Genomic DNA, 17288 nt, shown 5'->3' on the forward strand with positions numbered 1-17288 from the left:
AGGCCACAGAGAAATGCTGAAAAGATATAAATCCACCTCTGTGTAGCGCAAAGCGCCTCGGGATTCTCTGTGGTGCAAAAATTGTTTTTATCAGTAAATGTCTTTTGTAGCAGCGATTTTATATCGCGTCAGAGTTAAGCCTAAATAAGAATTTACCACCGAGGCCACAGAGAAATGCTTAAAAGATATAAATCAACCTCTGTGCAGCGCAAAGCGCCTCGGGGTTCTCTGTGGTGCAAAAATTGTTTTTAGCAGAAAATGTCTTTGGTAGCAGCGATTTTATATCGCGTCAGAGTTAAGCCTAAATAAGTATTTACCACCGAGAACACAGAGTTCACAGAGAAATACTTAAAAGATAGCAATCCATCTCTGTGCAGCGCAAAGCGCCTCGGGATCCTCTGTGGTGCAAAAAAATGTTTTTAGTAGCAGCGATTTTATGTCGCGTCAGCGTTAAGCCTAAATAAGTATTTACCACCGAGGACACAGAGTTCACAGAGAAATACTTAAAAGATAGCAATCCATCTCTGTGCAGCGCAAAGCGCCTCGGGTTTCTCTGTGGTGCAAAAACTGTTTTTAGCAGTAAATGTTTTTAGTAGCAGCGATTTTATATCGCGTATTTATAGGCATGTGCAGTTTACTCGCGCATCGTAGTTCTCACTTCTCTTTGTTAAATAAGGTCTTTTAGTGATTTATGCACAAAGAGGGCGAGGAGACGCTGCGCTTTTAGAGGAAGATATAAAACAAGGTTGTTTGGTGGTTTTGGTTTCTCATTTACTCCTCATTCACTTCTCTTTGTGTAATAAGGTCTTTAAGTGATTTATGCACAAAGAGGGCTAAGAGGCGCTGCGCTTTGAGAGGAAGTTATAAAACAAAGCTGTTTTTAGTTAGTCACTGCCATGTAGTGCCACGTTATCTTTGCTGAATATGTAAGGTGACGATTTATAGTAAACAAAGAACCAGCCTGATACGGTTAATATTACGCCTAAACCGTATTTACTAAAAATTGGAATATACATTATCAATGTAAACACGACTGCCGAACACAATAAGAATATAGCCCAAAATAATTTTGAGCTGATAAGTTTCAATCTCGTCTTGCAACTGGCACATTTACAGTAAAACGGAAATACAGATAAAGAAAAGCTGAAAACATCTAATTTATGTTCACAGCGAGGACACAGACTCATAAATTTCCTTGTGACGCATTTTTAAGTATCCGTGTCATGAATTATCATCATGTTTTTTAGTATTGTAATTAAAACTGTAACAAGTTCATAAATAACTATAAAAGCGATGCTTGCAACAAAAATCTCTAAACTTGAAAAGAGTTTTTGTTTTAGATATTCAGGTGTCAACTCAAAAAGGCTTAAAGTTAAAGGGTAATCTAATGTTCTTAAATATGGTAGTGCGACAATGAAGCACAGGCAAACGACAAGTATTTTTACATCCTTTTCTAAACTTGTAATAAACCTCGAGAATTTTTGACTCGTTTTAGCTTTTTGTTTAGTTTCTTTAGATGAACCTGACAGAACACTTACCACTATAGAAGTACAAGCAAGAACACCGCCTAAGCAGGCACCTAGTACAGGAGGTAATGAACGTTCTAGAATTTGATATGAATCAGCTTCAGCGCTAGACAATAAAATAGCTATTAATACTAATACGGCTAAATAGATTATTGTTTTCATTTTTTGAATGTATACCTATGCCTGATCATCTCAACTATTTCGGCAACGTCTTGAGGTTTATAGTTTTCCAATTCAAGCTCTGTAATATTACCGTCGATTACTAGCAATTTAGCACGAGTTTTACTCCCAATGCTTTTATATTTTTCTTTGAGCGATCTTTTTCCACGTATATTCCAAGTACCTGCGCCATCTTTAACCCAGTCAACCATTGCGTTTAACCAACTAGATGGTTTTAAATTAAGATTTCCATCTTGATTTTTAAACACCGGGGAAAATTCAGAAGCGTTTGTCTCATCAACGACTTCATGAAGGAATTCTCCGATCTCTTTCTTTGTGCTACCAAATAAGTTAGGTGCAGCAAGATTAAACTTAACTTCACTTACATACTCAAAAGATTCAAATACTTCCCAAAAAGCACTATCTACTGTCTTTGGATGAATATGAGCCCGAACTCCACGCTCAGCTAAGATGATATTATTTGATATATTTGAAAATGCTTTTGCCGCAACATTGGCACTGCTAAAGACTGAGATTTTATTTTCCACAAGAATAACTTGTTCACTTCTATCCCAAAGCCATACTACTGGTGGAAAATCTTCTTCATTGTGTATTTCAAAATTACGGTCATGAAGTTTAACACTTGATTTTTTTGAGATAACTCCAGCCATGTAACCATTTGCATGATCATTTATATAAACCTTGATAGAATATTCATCATCTCTTTCTTTTGCTCGATCTAACGCTCTTTCAAACAGGGTTATATCTCTGGCTTGACCTTGTTCGATAAATAACTCTTCATCCATCGGAAGTAGTGATACCAGCAAAACATTCAATTCCATTTTCGAATACTACTCCATAGTAGATTGGGGATACCTAAGAATTTAATAGTGCGCTCATCGCGCATATCTCTGCCAATGTCGCGCTCACTTTTCTATTTTATATAGTTTTAACAAATTACCTAACATATTACTATCACTAAGTTTTTTATTATGTTTAATAGTTACTTAAGGAGAAATATGCGCGCTTAGCTCATTTTATTGAATATATGAGCAAACGGTAGTTTGAACACTTAGCTAGATAGAGCGTTACATCTATTTCCTTCAACATTCTTTAGTATATTTCATGTGCATTTTGTAACCATTAAATGCTACGTTAGATGTAACTATATTGAAGGAATAAATTATGAAACTTGAGTCTTTAGCGTTGCACCATGGTTATGAATCTGAAGCCACCACTAAGTCGGCGGCGGTGCCGATTTATAACACCTCTTCGTACACCTTTGATAATACGCAGCACGGTGCTGATTTATTTGATTTAAAAGTGCCGGGTAATATTTATACCCGCATTATGAACCCGACCAATGCCGTACTTGAGCAGCGTATTGCGGCGATGGAAGGCGGCATTGGTGCGCTGGCGGTGGCCTCGGGTATGGCTGCCATTACCTATGCAATTCAATGTTTATGTGAGGTGGGCACTAATATTGTAAGCACCAGTCAAGTGTATGGTGGCACTTATAACTTATTTGCCCACAGCTTGCCGCGCCAAGGTATAGAGGCGCGAATGATTAAAGCCGATGATTTTGATGGTTTTGAAAACGCCATTGATGAAAATACGCGTGCGGTATTTTGTGAGTCAATTGGTAACCCTGCTGGGAATATTGTCGATATTGAACGTTTAGCGAAAATTGCCCACAGCAAAGGGGTGCCTTTAATTGTAGATAACACCGTGGCTACGCCGTATCTGTGTCGTCCATTTGAGTTGGGTGCCGATATTGTGGTGCACTCACTCACCAAATATATTAACGGTCATGGTACTGCGATTGGCGGCATGATTGTTGACTCAGGTAAATTTGACTGGAAAGCCAATGCCACCCGTTTTGCGATGATGAATGAGCCTGATCCGTCGTACCATAATGTAGTGTATACCGATGCGTTTGCTGAGGCGGCATTTATTGGGCGTTGCCGCGTTGTCCCTCTTAGAAATACCGGTGCGGCGCTTGCGCCTAAAAACGCATCAGATATTTTAATTGGCCTTGAAACGTTAGGGCTAAGAATGGATCGTCACTGCGAAAACGCGCAAAAAATTGCTGAATATTTAGAGAGCCATCCTAAGGTACTTTGGGTTAATTACGCGGGATTAAAATCAAGCCCGTATAACGAAATAAGCCAAAAAATTACCAATGGTAAAGCGTCAGGTATTTTAAGTTTTGGTATTGCGGGTGGCTTAGAGGCTGGTACGCGGTTTATTGATGCCCTTAACATGATTTTACGTTTGGTTAATATTGGTGATGCTAAATCGCTGGCGTGTCATCCTGCATCTACCACGCACCGCCAACTAAATGATGAAGAACTGGCTAATGCGGGTGTGAGCCGCGATTTAATTCGTTTATCGGTGGGTATTGAAAACATTGATGATATTATTGCCGATGTAAGCCAAGCACTCGATAAAGCCTAAATCGTACGGTAAATACCTCAAGCTTTTTTGAGGTATTTATTTTTGTAATTAAAAAGGAGTGCCGATACATGAAATTTTTAATTTTTCTCGGTTCGGTTAGAAAAAGTACCCCACCTAAGCCTGCGCGTTTAGGGGAAAGGGTAGCAAAAGCATGTGAGCGTTGTTTACTTGAGCATTACTCTGAGCATGAAATAGAGCTTATTGATCCGCTCGATTACGATTTTGACCCTGTGTTTAAACCGCACTTTGCTTATTCGCAGGCTGAGGTACCTAAACAGCTTGATGATTTAGCTGCAAAAATTAAAGCCAGCGATGGCTTTGTTATGGTAAGCCCTGAATATAATCATTCGATGAGTCCAGCACTCGCTAATATGCTAAACCACTTTGGTAGTTCTTTATTTGGCTATAAACCTAGCGCGATTGTTACCTATTCTGCAGGGCAATGGGGCGGCGTACGTGCTGCTGTTGGCATGCGCAGCTTTTTGAGTGAATTGGGTTGTTTACCGGTATCAGCAACGATCCATGTACCAAAAGCGCAAGACGTATTTATTGAAAGTGGTGAAGCAAACAATGCGGCAGAGCAAACAGCGTGGGATAGTTATTTTTCGCGCACCTTTAATCAATTAATGTGGTGGGCTGAGGGCGCAAGCAAACAACGTGAAGCGTTAGATCCTAAGCAATTAAGCAAAGATTTTAAGCGTGACCCATCACAACGTAATGCGCCTTAACGGTTGATAAATTTAAGCTAGTCTTTTTTGGTGTCTTCGCGAGGGGAGGCCAATATTGCTTGCTTTTGTTCGTCGGTTAAAATAATCCAGTCGAATATTTCGTCGCTGGTGCGCCCGCACCCAGTGCAGTAGCCATTCATTCTATAACATTCACCGATACAGTCTGTTTTTAGATGAGTGGATTGTTTACTGGGTGTTTGGCGCATAAATTCTCTCGTCATTATTTAGTGGCGACGGGCTTTCCTACTTCTAAAGAGGTCGACCAAGTTTTAATTTTTGATAACGTTTTGCTGGTATAAACAGAAATAACCGGTGACTTGTCATCAAGTACAAAGGTAGTTCGCAGCGACGTTTCTGACTCTTTTTGCGTTTCTAACCAGTTATTTGTTTTAGTTAAACACTGGCGAGTGAGTTCAACCGCTTGTTGATGCATAGCAACGGCTTGTTGTTGATCTGTGTAGCTTTCTTGGCAACGGTAGGTCACAGTTTGCTTGTTAAAGCTAGTCACTTGGCAGTTATCGCCAAATACGTTGTACTTTGCACTCCACACATCTAAATAAGGTGTTTTTACTTTAGTATCTTTTAACGCTTCAAAGCGATTGTCATAGGCGGCAATTAGCCCATCCATTTTTTCGCAGGGGGTTAGGTTATCTAGTTTAGCTTTTTGCTCAGTGGTTAAACTGCTACAGCCAGATAAAATTAGGCCAGTTAATACCAGCGATATATAGGTTTTCATAATGCGCTATCCTTTTGTAATAGCTATTCCTTGGACGTTAACTAAAGAATACCTAAGGGAGGGAGTAAATGCTATTCGCAAGGTGTAATTTAAAGTGAATTTATGGTTTTAACATACTGAGTGCGCCACAAAATGGCGCACACAGTAACAGGCGGTTTTACTTATGACGCCCTTGTAGGCAAGCAACTGCATCGGTGAGCTCTAAGCCTTGACGCTGTAGTAACACAATTAAGTGATACAACAAGTCAGCCGATTCGTTAGTAAGCTCGTTGTTGTCGTGTTTCATTGCCGCAAGCGCCACTTCAACGCCTTCTTCACCTACTTTTTGGCAGCTACGGCTTAAGTCTTCTGCAAACAGTGACGCGGTGTAGCTTTTAGCTGGGTCATCATTTTTACGTGCAACAATGACATCTTCAAGTTGCGCTAAAAAGCTTAAGCTTGGTTTTGCAGCATCACCAAAACAGCTTTGTGTGCCTAAATGACAGGTTGGGCCTTCTGGGTTTGCAAGTACAAGTATAGAGTCGTAATCGCAATCGGTATGCACCGATACCACGTTTAAAAAGTTTTCTGATGACTCGCCTTTGGTCCATAAACGCGATTTAGAGCGCGAGTAAAAAGTCACTTTATTACTTTCAAGTGTTACTTTAAGCGCTTCGCTGTTCATAAAGCCTTGCATTAAAATTACGCCAGAGCGGGCATCTTGAACAATGGCAGGGATCATCTCGCTTTTAGCGAAATCAACTTGAGTTTGGTTTTCTAAGGTTACTTGCATAGTCTTGCTGCCACTTGGTTATCGATTAAAAATTGTTTTAGTTCGCCGATGTTGATCACGTTTTTGTGAAAAACACTGGCTGCGAGTGCACCATCTACTTGGCTTTGTTGAAATACATCAACAAAATCTTGCATGCTGCCTGCACCACCAGAGGCGATTAAAGGAATATCACACAGCTTGCGTATTTTGCTTAGTTGCTCGTTGTCGTAACCGTTGCGAACACCATCTTGGTTCATACAATTTAAAACGATTTCGCCCGCACCTAAGTCTTGTACGCGTTTAACCCATTCTTCGGTTTTATAACGGGTGCGGCTTGACGCGTTAGGATCGCCAGTAAGCTGATAAACTAGATATTCACCGGTTGTTTCATCAAAAAAGCTGTCAATGCCAACAACCACACACTGCTTGCCAAACTCATCATGTAGCTCTTTAATTAGCTCTGGACGAGCAATTGCAGGGCTATTAATACTGATTTTATCTGCGCCACGTTCAAGTACGCGAGCAGCATCGGCTACCGACTTAATACCACCGGCTACACAAAATGGAATATCGATATGGCGGGCAATGTTTTCAACCCAATTAACATCGAGTAAGCGTTTTTCAACGCTTGCACTGATCTCGTAAAATACCAGCTCATCGGCGCCCGCTTCACTGTAAGCTTTTGCAAGGGTAAGTACATCGCCAACCACTTCGTGGCCCTTAAATTTAACCCCTTTAACGACTTGGCCGTCTTTTACATCTAAACAAGGAATTATGCGTTTTGCTAGCATGATGTCACCATGATTTTAACTTCTTGATATTCTTGATTTAATCTTTTTAACGGCTTTATGTTTGAATTAAAATGGATACACATAGGCTACACTTATTATATTATTGATCTAATAATCTTTGAATAACGATTCAACGTTGTATTGCTGGAATCGCCACATTTGTTGATTTTGTCTAGGAATATAACGCATAAGAGGTTGTTAGTTAATACCTAAGTGTAATAAGTGTTATCACTATTCTTCATAACAAAACTCGACTAATTATAAGTGTGGGGTTACTTACGTTTTAGCGACGGTTTGAATCCTTAAGTTATTAGTGTGTTATACGAAATTGACGAAATGTTTTTATTTGAAAATTCAGAATCCTTTTTAGCTAAAAATTGTCCCCTAAAAGTTCCTATGAAATAGTAAAATACTAATTATTAACGAGCATAAAAAATTGCGCCACTTGATTCCTGTCTCCTAATTTAAATTTAATTGATGATTGCTTACGAAGTTGATTAACAACTAATGAGGAGAACATTATGACTTCAAAAGCAAATGCAAAACCATCAACACCAATGACACCACAAGCGGCACAACGAATTCAAAGTGCGACTGCAAAGGTCAATAACGGCTCTGTGCAGAAAGGCAGCTTTGCGACACGGGCAACTAGTAGCGCCGCCAAAAATAGTAAATAATGGTGAGGGGCATTGCCCCTCTTTCAAAAAGGAACTTTTTAAGGTCTAAATTAATGGCGACTATCAATGAGTCTTATCCAAACATAGGGTATGTTTTAAATCGTCTGGCTGATATTGCCGGCACCAAGTCACTAGCGGCTAAGGGAGAGAGCCGATTTCGTAAGGAAGAAGACTTTGCATCCAGAAAGTCTTTAGATCCAACATTAATCGGAGAGTCAGTGCGACACTTATTTTATGAGCCAGTCTCTAAGATTGTTACAGATAATTTCGCACAATTTTTCTCCGACTGCATTTGGATGGGGATAAATAACTACGTGGAGATTATTAAGCGTGTGCCAATGGAAGGAGTAGCACAAGACAAGGTTGCTTATATGCTAAATAAGCACCTAGTTGTCGAAACACTTGCCAGTATCATATGGAAAGTTGGCATTAACCAAATGCCAAGTAACGATGTACCAAGCTTCTACTGTGATAGTAATCCAATAAAAGCCCTAATTAATTTTTACAATAGCCAACATACACTGTCTAAAAATCACATTAAGAAATTCTTTCAAGATACTGACAGGACTGTTAGAAAATGGTGCAGTGGTGAGGACATTCCGAATATAGGCAATCTAACTCGGCTCGCCCAGTGGGCATCATTATCAAACCCTGACGCAATCAATGAAGATAAAGAAACCTTGTTTTTGGCAAGGTTTATCGATTCGTTTCATAGAAAAACTGCCCATCAATTTGTCACGGATTTAAAAGATGCCGTCATGTGGCGGTTGCAAAACAATCAAGAGCCATTGTTGGACTTAGGGCAAATATTTCATCATTTTTATATCAGTGAAATAAGCTCCGCCAACCTGTACAAACTCTCTGCTGAAGGAAGTGCATTACACAAACAGTTAAGACGTTCTTCAACTAAACCGTCGGGTAGCCTTGCAGATTATTCTGCACGCTTGGCTTCCTTACAAAAGTCTGTTGAAAAGCATAATTTAAATGACGAGCTTCGCTATCATCATGACTGGCTTCAAGGTCGAATACTGGTACTTAGCGGTCAACTTGATACTGCACTTGAACACTACGTTAACGCAGTTGAATCATCACTTTATAAATCAGGTGATAACATTCGTAATTTATTGAAAGAAGCGCTAGCCGTTGCTGCTATCCAACGCAAACCTCACAAACCAACAATGAAAAAACTAAAAAGCCGAGCATTGACGTTTTACCCAAAAATCATTGAACCGCATCTTAGAGAGCTTCCAGTCAGTATTGCTAATGAAGACATTAACGATTGGCGCTTTTGGTTTGTGATGCGCTTTCCACAATCAGGATGGTTTGAGGAAGGCAGAGAATCATTAATGGATCAACTACAAAAATTGGGGCTTGCTGAAATCTCAGGAGAGTGGCAATAGTTATTGAATATTGACAATCTAACACTAAATCTCAACAATGCAGCCAGTATCGAAATTATAGCTTTCGATACTGGAGTAACCGCGTTGATTTGAAATTATTCTTGTATCTGCAATTTGATAATTTACATTGTGATGAGTGTGACCATGTGCCCAAATATCAATTCTATCTGTATGTTTTTTAATAAACTCTTCTAAGTTGGAAGAGAATGCAGCAGAAAGTAGGTCGCTTTGGTATTCTTTTGGCGTTGATTGAGGCGAAGGTGCGTGATGCGTCACCACAATATTTCTATTTGTATTGCTATTTTTTAATTCGTTTTCAATGAAATTTAATGAATTATCAAAAAACGCGATGGTATCGGATACCTTAAGTTTTCTGTATTTACCGTTATCATTTATGCTAATGCGCTGAAAATCGTTCATTTTAGCACCCGCATTAAATATGCATTCTTGTCTTTGCGATTCACCAAAGAGTTTGAAATCGGTCCATAAGGTAGAGCCTATAAATGTAACGCCACCTATCTCGACACTATCGTTGATTAATACATGAACATTTGAGTTTTTAGATTGTTCTTTTAGTTTTCTATTAATCGATTGGATATTTGAACCATAATATTCATGATTCCCCGGAATGTAGACTACCGGCAATTCAAAGAACTCTTTAGCCCACTGAATGCCATGGTGTTTTGAGTGTATATCACCAGCAAGAACCACCACGTCTGCGTCAATTTTTGGAGGGGTCCAAATCTCAAACTCATTATGAATGTCTGAAAATAATGCCAATCTCATAGCGTAATCCCTTTAATTAATTCTAATGTAGCATTGATAAGTAGAGGATCTAGCGTAAATATTGCCGTGAACCAATAGGTTGCAAGTACTGAAAATAAGTAATTGAATACATTTCCAAGTTTTCTTTCAGATAATGTTGCCTCAGCGGTTATTTGCGCAAACATAGTTGTCACAAACCAGATCGCAAAATGATGTCCATACACCTGAAGGTAGAAGATATTAAACTCCCAATAAAATGCCGCTCCCAATACCAATAGAGAAATGCTACTCAAGAATTGAGTAGAGGCTAGAATATCCGGTGATTTTTGCAAATCACCACTATCATCTATTTCTCCTAGTAAATGCATTGATGAGGCAGTTAGTATAAGTAAAAAGTACAGTGCTAGGGATAACCAGCTAGGCCAATCCCAATTATAAGATCCCCAATAAACACCGGAGATCATAATCCCTAAACCTAATAAGTTAGGGACTAGGGCTAGAGCAAAGAAAACCGCAAGGCCTGATCCTACGATTAAAACGGGATCTCCACCGAGTGCGGTAATTATCATTACTGCAACGACAAATAATTTCCCGGTACTTGATAAACTCATGAAGCCATTAATTGCCACTGCACCGATGATGCCTCCAGCGGTAGAACCAGCGTTTTCTAGCTGATTAATTTCTCTGTTGTATTTCATCCTGACTCCTAATCAAACCTTATTACATCAATACAACATAGAGGTTGTGATGTTTCATTGTTAATGCGGACAAATCGTGAACGGCGCAAAGAATTGAAAACTAATTTTCTTTAAACACGTCGTCATAACCATCTAAATTACTGATGTAAGGAAAATTTAAATCAAGAAATTCCTTTAACGACTTTACATGTTCAACTGCATCGAGGTGTGGGGCATGAATATCAAAGTCTTCGTCGTCTAAAATCAAAACGGCTGCTGGTAATGCTTCTTCGCGTGAAATTGTGTCAAAACCTTCAAGCTTTGATACTGATTCATATTTATCGAACATGGTTTTAAGAGTATCTTCAGGAATAAATTTACCTGTTTCTTGATAACGCCAGCGACAAGTTTTAGAAATGAAATACTCCTTGCCTTTAAATACAAACTCAATAGCGTGAAAGTTGGCATTAGGATAGTGTTTAAAAATCTTTTTCCGATTTGCTTTAGTAAGATTGGTAAGATCCCACACAATGTTTTTGTATTTTTTTGACTCTTGAACCGACTTAAAAAACAATGTTCTTTGCTCGCGGCGGATAGGGTGGTTGAACTCGAGTTCAAAGAACTCTTTGTAAGTTAAATTATTACCGTGAATTATTTTTTCTACGATGTCATCCGAAGATACGACATAATCAAACTTACTCCGTTGAACAAAGGTAGATTTACCTGTGCATGCCGGGCCAATTAGAACTGTTACTTGTTGTTTAGTCATTTATAAATTTCCTCTAAAAGCTTCTAATTGGTAGCCTACCAAGTCTCAATATCACACCCATCGTCGGAAATTTAAAAACCTAATTTACTGCTTGTTTATAAGGACAATTTTGCCTTTTTATGTTAATTTATAAATTAACTGACGGAGTGCTTTATATGCTTAATTTACATGGATTAGCTAAGTCCTATGAGGAATGGCAAAAGGGATATTTAAAGGTAGGAAAAAAGAAAAAAAACATTTCTCTTATTTCTGCTCAAGTCCTTAGAAGTTTTTGGCAGTTAATAAGCGATAATGTTGACAACGCCACTTTTTTAGAATGTGCACATCAAGAAGGGGTTGATATCTTTTCTAAGGTAGTCTTAAACCTACTCAAAAAACACGATAACAGACATATTAGTCACACAAGTGATATATCCCCAAAGTTATTTTCTAACTTAATAGATAACGAATTTTCCCAATATCTCGCTGGCTATAAGACGTTTGAACAATATATCGCACAAATGGATCAAACACATGTTCATGATAAGCATATAGCCGAAAAGCTAGTCTCAGGCGTCATTAACCTTGCAAAAGGACCAATGTCGACATTAGCCTTGAATGTAAGTAATACAAATGATTTGACGTTCTTACAAATGTGTCTTCAAGAATGTCAGTTAGATTCGGGAATATCAGTAAAAGTCTCGAATAATTACAGTATTGATACTCTACAAGAGGCTGTTTTTGAATTGCAGTTGCGACAAATAGTTTTGAGTTATGTTTCAGAAAGTTCTATCTCGAAATTTGGCATATTGCCTAGTGAAATAACGTTTTATCACCGTCGTCATATAGATCCTAAATTACTTGAGTATTTAAAAGCATCGTTGTCAGAATTCACATCATTTCATGATTTTACTTACCGAATGTTATTTAACTCATCAACAAGCCAAAGAGTTGAATTACTAGGTCTTGAAACACTTCATAATATCAAAACTGAATGTCTGTCAGATAGTGTAAAGAAATGTTTAAAATATATTGAATGGGCGATGGCTGAGCGGCATTTTGAGAAGAGTAAATATAAAGATGAATTAACCGCCTTAATCCATTTGCAAATAGCTATAGTGTGTCAGGTAAATCCAAATGTAGCAGTGTTAAATCACTTAGCAATGTCAAAGCAAGCTCTTGCAATTTCATCACTGTTAAATCTTCTAGAATATACAAAGAATAAAGTTGGCTTTGATTTAATACAGTTAGATGTTGCTGATAGTTTTAGAACTTTGAAAGTTAAAAGTATTTCAATAGCAAAATTATGGATCTTGTATCTTTTAGAGCGCGGAGAATTTAACTCGGAAACTACTAACATAGAAGAATGGGCTTCAAGCAGGTTCAAATTTTTTGTTCAAAAAGATCAGTTAATCTATAACCTATCTGAGCTAACTAATAAGCCAAGTCAATTTAAGAACTTAAGACATGACCATATTCAATCTAGTTCTGTGCAAAAAAGCTTACTTAAAACTAATAACGATGATTTTATTAAATGGCTAGAGAAGTATGGGATTGGAGAAAGTCTGATTGGTGTTGATTTATTATCAGTTACAAATCAAGTTAATAAGAATTCTTCAATAACAGGCTTTGATGAAAGGTTTATTTACGCGTTAGTGTCTGATAATTATCTTTATTACCTATGGGATGAAGTGTTTTCTGGTTTAGATGAACATATTTTTGTATCAGAAGTGTTATTTGATTCTATAAAAACGTTTACCTCGGCAAATAAAGAAGTTATACATAGAACAGATTGGAATCGGTTAACTTCGCAGATTGGAGGTTCAACTTCAAAAGTATATAAGCGGTTATTCAGCACCATAAGTAACAGCCTAGACCCATTGAATGTAGCTAAAACATTGCAATCACGGAACCAGATTTTAGCATCGATAGATTATCAAAAATTGATCTTAGACAGATATAACCCTTTGCGAAATATAGGTAGCGGCGGTAATGGATATGTCATCAAAGCAGCTGATAATATTATGTTTAGGGAAGTGGCAATTAAATTGAATGCTGTTTCTCAATTTACAAACCCTCAAATTTTTCTAAGAGAAGCTCGTAAACTTGCATCGTTAAAACATGAGAACATTATTCAGGTATATGACTTTATAAAAATAAATAAATCAGTATTTACTGAAACAGCTGAAAGTGAAGTTTATGGTTTAGTCATGGAGTTTCATGCAGGAGCATTAACTCTTGATAAATACCTCCTAGAAAACAGCTTAAGTAATGATGAAAAGATAAGGCTTTTTCAAGGCATTTGTGATGGCGTTGAAGCAGCTCATAAAAACAACTTGATTCATTGTGACTTAAAACCGGAAAACATTCTGGTAACGAAAGACGGTGTACCAAAGTTAATTGATTTTGGTTCTTCAACATCTATCGAATCAGTTGCTTCAAGATCTGGAACAATAAAGTGGTTAAGTCCTGATGCTGTAAGAGGCGATAGGGTAAAGAAGGCAGATGATTTATATAGTCTAATCTTAATACTAATGTTTATTCTAGACATTGATTTTGATCTACTAGGTGAAGTATGTGATCCAAAATTGAATGATTTTGATAGAGAATTAACAAGCAAAATCATCTTGCATAAACTAATGATGGTAAGTGCGATGTTCTTGCAAGACGAATGGCATCGTACAAATACAGGCTGGGAGAAAGTCATTGGTGTCGTCGACGATGATATTGATAAGGACTACATATCAAGCAATTCGCTAAGTTTAAATCAAAATGAGTTTTTAAATAAAATACATAACGAAGTTTATCCTTTTTATAGCGGTAACACACGGGCTGAAAGTCTATTAACAATTTTGGCTAAGGGATTAATGTCATCCCTTGCTTGTGCAGAAATATTAAATTTAAAAGTGAAACAAGCTAAACCCATAAAAGTAAAAGATGTAAGCACAATTAAACCAAACAGTAACATAAGTGAATATGAAAATTCAGTCGAATCAAGTTTCACTGAACAAGAACTCATGGCCGCGAGCGGTTTAAAAAAGACACCTGATATAGACAGATTTTTTAGCAATGTTTTAATACGATATCAGGAGAGTTTTTCACTTAATGGTTTTAATAATATAGCTGAATTGAAAGAAGCTAGTTTTCAACTACTTGACGTTGCCAGTAATGAAACCAAAGATGAATTCTTTTTTAGAGAGCAACTTTTCTTAAATGGTAAGTTATTGACTAAGTCCTTTTATGAAAGTTTGCCAGATGTCTCAGAAGCAAAGCTATCAGATATCAAAGAAGTAGTTTGTTGTGTTTCTAATTCTGATGGATTAAGTCCTTACATTAGAGCCGTTGTTAGATTGATGGATAACAAAGTAGGGAAGTTATTGGCTTGGAGTGATTCTGTTGCTGGTGGAAGTTATGAATCAAAAATGTTGGCTTTACTAGAGGATGCAAAATACATTGAGTTTCATTGTTAAACAATTAATTTGATTTTTCCAACGGTGGGTGCCTGATGTTGTAGTGGTTAAATAATCCTATTAATACAGAGGATTATTTATGCAAAGCACTCCATCAACCAATATCACGATTAAATTAGATAAAGAAATAACGTCATTTGACTTTATTAGAAACTACCATCCTGTTGTAATTAGGCACGCACTCTCAAATTTCACAAATATAGATCTAGACACATGTCTGGCTTACGTTAACAATAAGTCTGTTATCCGATATTTACTCTTATGCGGCGTTAACGATGCCTATTCGTTAAAAGATAAATACAAACGAAATTTAACAACTGCAACACCTTCAAGTTGTAAATTAGAAGTCAGTAAATTAAAGAAGGCACTTCGAAAGTCCAAAAACATTTTATTATCACGAGGACAAAAGCTAGCGGTTGGTTTAAATTGCAGAACATTCTCCGACGTAAGAGATTTAGCTGAATATGGGCTAGAAAATTTAAAAAATGTCTTACCCTCGATTCCCGATAAGGTGCTAGCAGATCTAATCGAATTTCAAGATAGCACTAACTTATTGTTTGAATGTTTACCAGATAATAGAATTAAAACGATTAAGCATTTATCGCAAAAGCAAATATGGGTAAACAAAGACACGCATTCAGCCTTAACATTGATAGCATTTGAGCTGAAACAATATTTGTTAAAGCCAGATTTATTTGGTTCAGATCCTTACACTTTTACTTTGAAAACCTACCAAGAAAAAGTCCTTGAATTTTTATACATGATACCAGAAGAAGTTAGGGGACTTGGAATTTCATCAGTAAGGGATGAATGGATTGTTGCTGCATTAAAGGTGTTAGAGCCATTCGAGCAATTTAGGTTGTTGTCCATTTTTGAAAACGAAACGGCCAATAGAGTGTTTGATTTATATAAAACTAAGCCAAGTTTTCATGAGGTGGGTTTCAAATATTTAAATAAAATAGTTAAGGCGATTTGTGTCGGTGCTAAAGCATACAAGCATAAACAGGAATTAGTACCGACAGACTGCGAGGAATTCAAAACACCATTTAACTTCCATAGGTTGAATGACTACAGCTCGCAAGTTTGGGAAGAATTAATTGACGATGTATCAGAAAAATTACTTTATTGCGCGACGTGTTTTTGTCGCAATGATATATCGATGAATAATTTTAACGACTTCTTAAAAACAAATAATCGTCAGATAAATTACCAGAAATTCGATAACACGATTGAAGTCACTGAGATTGAAGCACTGGATTTTCAAGATCAGATTATTGGTGAGTGTGAGCGTATAAAAACGTTTTTTGATGACGTTAACCTTTCGGCATTAGAAAATGAAATCATGAAATTTCATGGCATTTCAGATGAATCGTTAGATCGAGTCACTGTAACACCAAAGCTAATCTCTGATGAAGAATACACAGCGTCAGAGACAATTGAAGTCTACAATCACGATGATCTCATGACAAATATAATGCTTGGTTTAAAAGAGCATGACGAAAAAATCTTTAATCATATTCAAACCAAGGGCAATAAAAAACGCATAGTTAAAGTTCCGGTTGACTTTAAAGAACGGTTAAACGACCTAGCGAATAGTTTTCCAAACTGCGCTCATATTGTTGAATATTTAAGAGGGGTCTTGACAGAAGCGTTTCTAACATCAAAATCGATCAATTTGCCTGTAATCAATCTTGATGGCGAACCGGGGTGTGGAAAATCACAATTTGTCTTGGAGTTTGCTAAATTATTTGAACTTGAATCTACCTCTCTGCCTGTCACATCAATGGGGGATAAATTTGAGTTAATTGGTGCTCATCGTACGTGGAACAATGCGTCTATTGGAGTTTTCGCCAAGGCTATGTTGCTTGACGGTGAAACTTATAATCAATGCTTTTTAATTGATGAACTCTGCCAAGTTAAAAATTCCGGCGAGCGCAATCTAGTGCCAACTTTGCTCGGTTTTTTTGAAACGGAACAACGAAAGAGCTTACTGGAGAACTATTTAGATGTCGAAGTTGATTTTTCAGGCTTTATTATTTTTACAACAACAAACAATATCGAGAACTTAACACCTGCTTTAAAATCCAGAATCGTTTCTTTTACAGTAGAGAAACCTTCGCCAGAGCAAATGAAAATCATTGGCCAGAATATATACCAAAAACATATTCAAGAACGTGGCCTTCAAGAGATATTGGCCAATAAAATTCCTCTACAATGCGAGAATAATTATTTAGGCGTTGTGCCGAGACAGGCAAAACAAATTATTGAGTCCGCAATTAGAAAAGCCATTCAGCGCTATGATGTAAATAATCCTAGAACTATTTGCTTGAATATTCATGACTTTGTATCCGTTATGAATAACCAGTCTAATCCTATTGGTTTTATTCATTAAAGGGGGGCTGT

General features: G+C 37.3%; 15 protein-coding genes. 6 read left to right on the forward strand and 9 right to left on the reverse strand.

The features are described from left to right. Positions 1-1208: 1208 nt before the first annotated feature. Positions 1209-1688 (reverse strand): hypothetical protein, encoded by a 480-nt coding sequence (locus tag AC27JR_RS00420; RefSeq protein ID WP_487172386.1) that lies wholly within the window; start codon positions 1686-1688, stop codon positions 1209-1211. After that, the gene (locus AC27JR_RS00425) at positions 1685-2527 is read right to left on the reverse strand and encodes a hypothetical protein (RefSeq protein ID WP_487172387.1); all 843 of its coding nucleotides are present in this window, start codon (positions 2525-2527) and stop codon (positions 1685-1687) included. The genes AC27JR_RS00420 and AC27JR_RS00425 overlap by 4 nt, the downstream gene beginning before the upstream one ends. 343 nt (positions 2528-2870) lie before the next feature. Between AC27JR_RS00425 and AC27JR_RS00430 the strand changes: the two genes are divergently transcribed. Continuing rightward, the gene (locus tag AC27JR_RS00430) at positions 2871-4142 is read left to right on the forward strand and encodes an O-acetylhomoserine aminocarboxypropyltransferase/cysteine synthase family protein (RefSeq protein WP_487172388.1); all 1272 of its coding nucleotides are present in this window, start codon (positions 2871-2873) and stop codon (positions 4140-4142) included. 68 nt (positions 4143-4210) lie between these two features. Beyond that, positions 4211-4870, forward strand: coding sequence for an NADPH-dependent FMN reductase (locus tag AC27JR_RS00435; RefSeq protein ID WP_131692049.1), 660 nt, complete (start codon positions 4211-4213; stop codon positions 4868-4870). Between the two features lie 17 nt (positions 4871-4887). Here the strand turns inward: AC27JR_RS00435 and AC27JR_RS00440 are convergent, their stop codons facing one another. The 4 genes from AC27JR_RS00440 to hisF form a co-directional block, all read right to left on the reverse strand. Continuing rightward, the gene (locus AC27JR_RS00440; protein WP_036932555.1) at positions 4888-5076 is read right to left on the reverse strand and encodes a DUF1289 domain-containing protein; all 189 of its coding nucleotides are present in this window, start codon (positions 5074-5076) and stop codon (positions 4888-4890) included. Positions 5077-5090: 14 nt separating this feature from the next. Next, positions 5091-5606: a hypothetical protein gene (locus tag AC27JR_RS00445; protein WP_487172389.1), complete on the reverse strand. Its 516-nt coding sequence runs from the start codon at positions 5604-5606 to the stop codon at positions 5091-5093. Between the two features lie 157 nt (positions 5607-5763). Then, positions 5764-6378 (reverse strand): bifunctional phosphoribosyl-AMP cyclohydrolase/phosphoribosyl-ATP diphosphatase HisIE, encoded by a 615-nt coding sequence (gene hisIE / locus AC27JR_RS00450; protein WP_487172390.1) that lies wholly within the window; start codon positions 6376-6378, stop codon positions 5764-5766. Continuing rightward, positions 6369-7148 carry an imidazole glycerol phosphate synthase subunit HisF gene (gene hisF, locus AC27JR_RS00455; RefSeq protein WP_487172391.1) on the reverse strand — a complete coding sequence of 260 codons (780 nt, stop codon included), beginning with the start codon at positions 7146-7148 and terminating at the stop codon, positions 6369-6371. Before hisF ends, hisIE begins: the two co-directional genes overlap by 10 nt. A 521-nt stretch (positions 7149-7669) precedes the next feature. On the opposite strand from hisF, the gene AC27JR_RS00460 reads away from it, so the two are divergent. Both AC27JR_RS00460 and AC27JR_RS00465 read left to right on the forward strand, forming a co-directional pair. Next, positions 7670-7825: a hypothetical protein gene (locus tag AC27JR_RS00460; protein WP_487172392.1), complete on the forward strand. Its 156-nt coding sequence runs from the start codon at positions 7670-7672 to the stop codon at positions 7823-7825. Positions 7826-7878: 53 nt separating this feature from the next. Beyond that, the gene (locus AC27JR_RS00465) at positions 7879-9225 is read left to right on the forward strand and encodes a hypothetical protein (RefSeq protein WP_487172393.1); all 1347 of its coding nucleotides are present in this window, start codon (positions 7879-7881) and stop codon (positions 9223-9225) included. Positions 9226-9249: 24 nt separating this feature from the next. Here AC27JR_RS00465 and AC27JR_RS00470 read toward each other — a convergent pair whose 3' ends face one another. The 3 genes from AC27JR_RS00470 to AC27JR_RS00480 form a co-directional block, all read right to left on the reverse strand. Beyond that, positions 9250-10011 (reverse strand): metallophosphoesterase, encoded by a 762-nt coding sequence (locus AC27JR_RS00470; protein ID WP_487172394.1) that lies wholly within the window; start codon positions 10009-10011, stop codon positions 9250-9252. Further along, positions 10008-10688: a hypothetical protein gene (locus tag AC27JR_RS00475; protein WP_487172395.1), complete on the reverse strand. Its 681-nt coding sequence runs from the start codon at positions 10686-10688 to the stop codon at positions 10008-10010. The genes AC27JR_RS00470 and AC27JR_RS00475 overlap by 4 nt, the downstream gene beginning before the upstream one ends. Before the next feature lie 100 nt (positions 10689-10788). Beyond that, positions 10789-11436, reverse strand: coding sequence for an AAA family ATPase (locus AC27JR_RS00480; RefSeq protein ID WP_487172396.1), 648 nt, complete (start codon positions 11434-11436; stop codon positions 10789-10791). 155 nt (positions 11437-11591) lie between these two features. Between AC27JR_RS00480 and AC27JR_RS00485 the strand changes: the two genes are divergently transcribed. Both AC27JR_RS00485 and AC27JR_RS00490 read left to right on the forward strand, forming a co-directional pair. After that, entirely contained in the window at positions 11592-14885 is a 3294-nt protein-coding gene (locus AC27JR_RS00485) for a serine/threonine-protein kinase (RefSeq protein ID WP_487172397.1), read from the forward strand. A gap of 79 nt (positions 14886-14964) precedes the next feature. Then, entirely contained in the window at positions 14965-17277 is a 2313-nt protein-coding gene (locus AC27JR_RS00490) for an AAA family ATPase (RefSeq protein ID WP_487172398.1), read from the forward strand. Positions 17278-17288 lie beyond the last annotated feature (11 nt).

Source organism: Pseudoalteromonas sp. NH0006-26 (assembly GCF_057552415.1).

Excerpts from the sequence above, each read along its gene's own strand:
- AC27JR_RS00420 (WP_487172386.1), bottom strand. The coding sequence starts at position 1,688 with ATGAAAACAATAATCTATTTAGCCGTATTAGTATTAATAGCTATTTTA.
- AC27JR_RS00425 (WP_487172387.1), bottom strand. The coding sequence starts at position 2,527 with ATGGAATTGAATGTTTTGCTGGTATCACTACTTCCGATGGATGAAGAG.
- AC27JR_RS00430 (WP_487172388.1), top strand. The coding sequence starts at position 2,871 with ATGAAACTTGAGTCTTTAGCGTTGCACCATGGTTATGAATCTGAAGCC.
- AC27JR_RS00435 (WP_131692049.1), top strand. The coding sequence starts at position 4,211 with ATGAAATTTTTAATTTTTCTCGGTTCGGTTAGAAAAAGTACCCCACCT.
- AC27JR_RS00440 (WP_036932555.1), bottom strand. The coding sequence starts at position 5,076 with ATGCGCCAAACACCCAGTAAACAATCCACTCATCTAAAAACAGACTGT.
- AC27JR_RS00445 (WP_487172389.1), bottom strand. The coding sequence starts at position 5,606 with ATGAAAACCTATATATCGCTGGTATTAACTGGCCTAATTTTATCTGGC.
- hisIE (WP_487172390.1), bottom strand. The coding sequence starts at position 6,378 with ATGCAAGTAACCTTAGAAAACCAAACTCAAGTTGATTTCGCTAAAAGC.
- hisF (WP_487172391.1), bottom strand. The coding sequence starts at position 7,148 with ATGCTAGCAAAACGCATAATTCCTTGTTTAGATGTAAAAGACGGCCAA.
- AC27JR_RS00460 (WP_487172392.1), top strand. The coding sequence starts at position 7,670 with ATGACTTCAAAAGCAAATGCAAAACCATCAACACCAATGACACCACAA.
- AC27JR_RS00465 (WP_487172393.1), top strand. The coding sequence starts at position 7,879 with ATGGCGACTATCAATGAGTCTTATCCAAACATAGGGTATGTTTTAAAT.
- AC27JR_RS00470 (WP_487172394.1), bottom strand. The coding sequence starts at position 10,011 with ATGAGATTGGCATTATTTTCAGACATTCATAATGAGTTTGAGATTTGG.
- AC27JR_RS00475 (WP_487172395.1), bottom strand. The coding sequence starts at position 10,688 with ATGAAATACAACAGAGAAATTAATCAGCTAGAAAACGCTGGTTCTACC.
- AC27JR_RS00480 (WP_487172396.1), bottom strand. The coding sequence starts at position 11,436 with ATGACTAAACAACAAGTAACAGTTCTAATTGGCCCGGCATGCACAGGT.
- AC27JR_RS00485 (WP_487172397.1), top strand. The coding sequence starts at position 11,592 with ATGCTTAATTTACATGGATTAGCTAAGTCCTATGAGGAATGGCAAAAG.
- AC27JR_RS00490 (WP_487172398.1), top strand. The coding sequence starts at position 14,965 with ATGCAAAGCACTCCATCAACCAATATCACGATTAAATTAGATAAAGAA.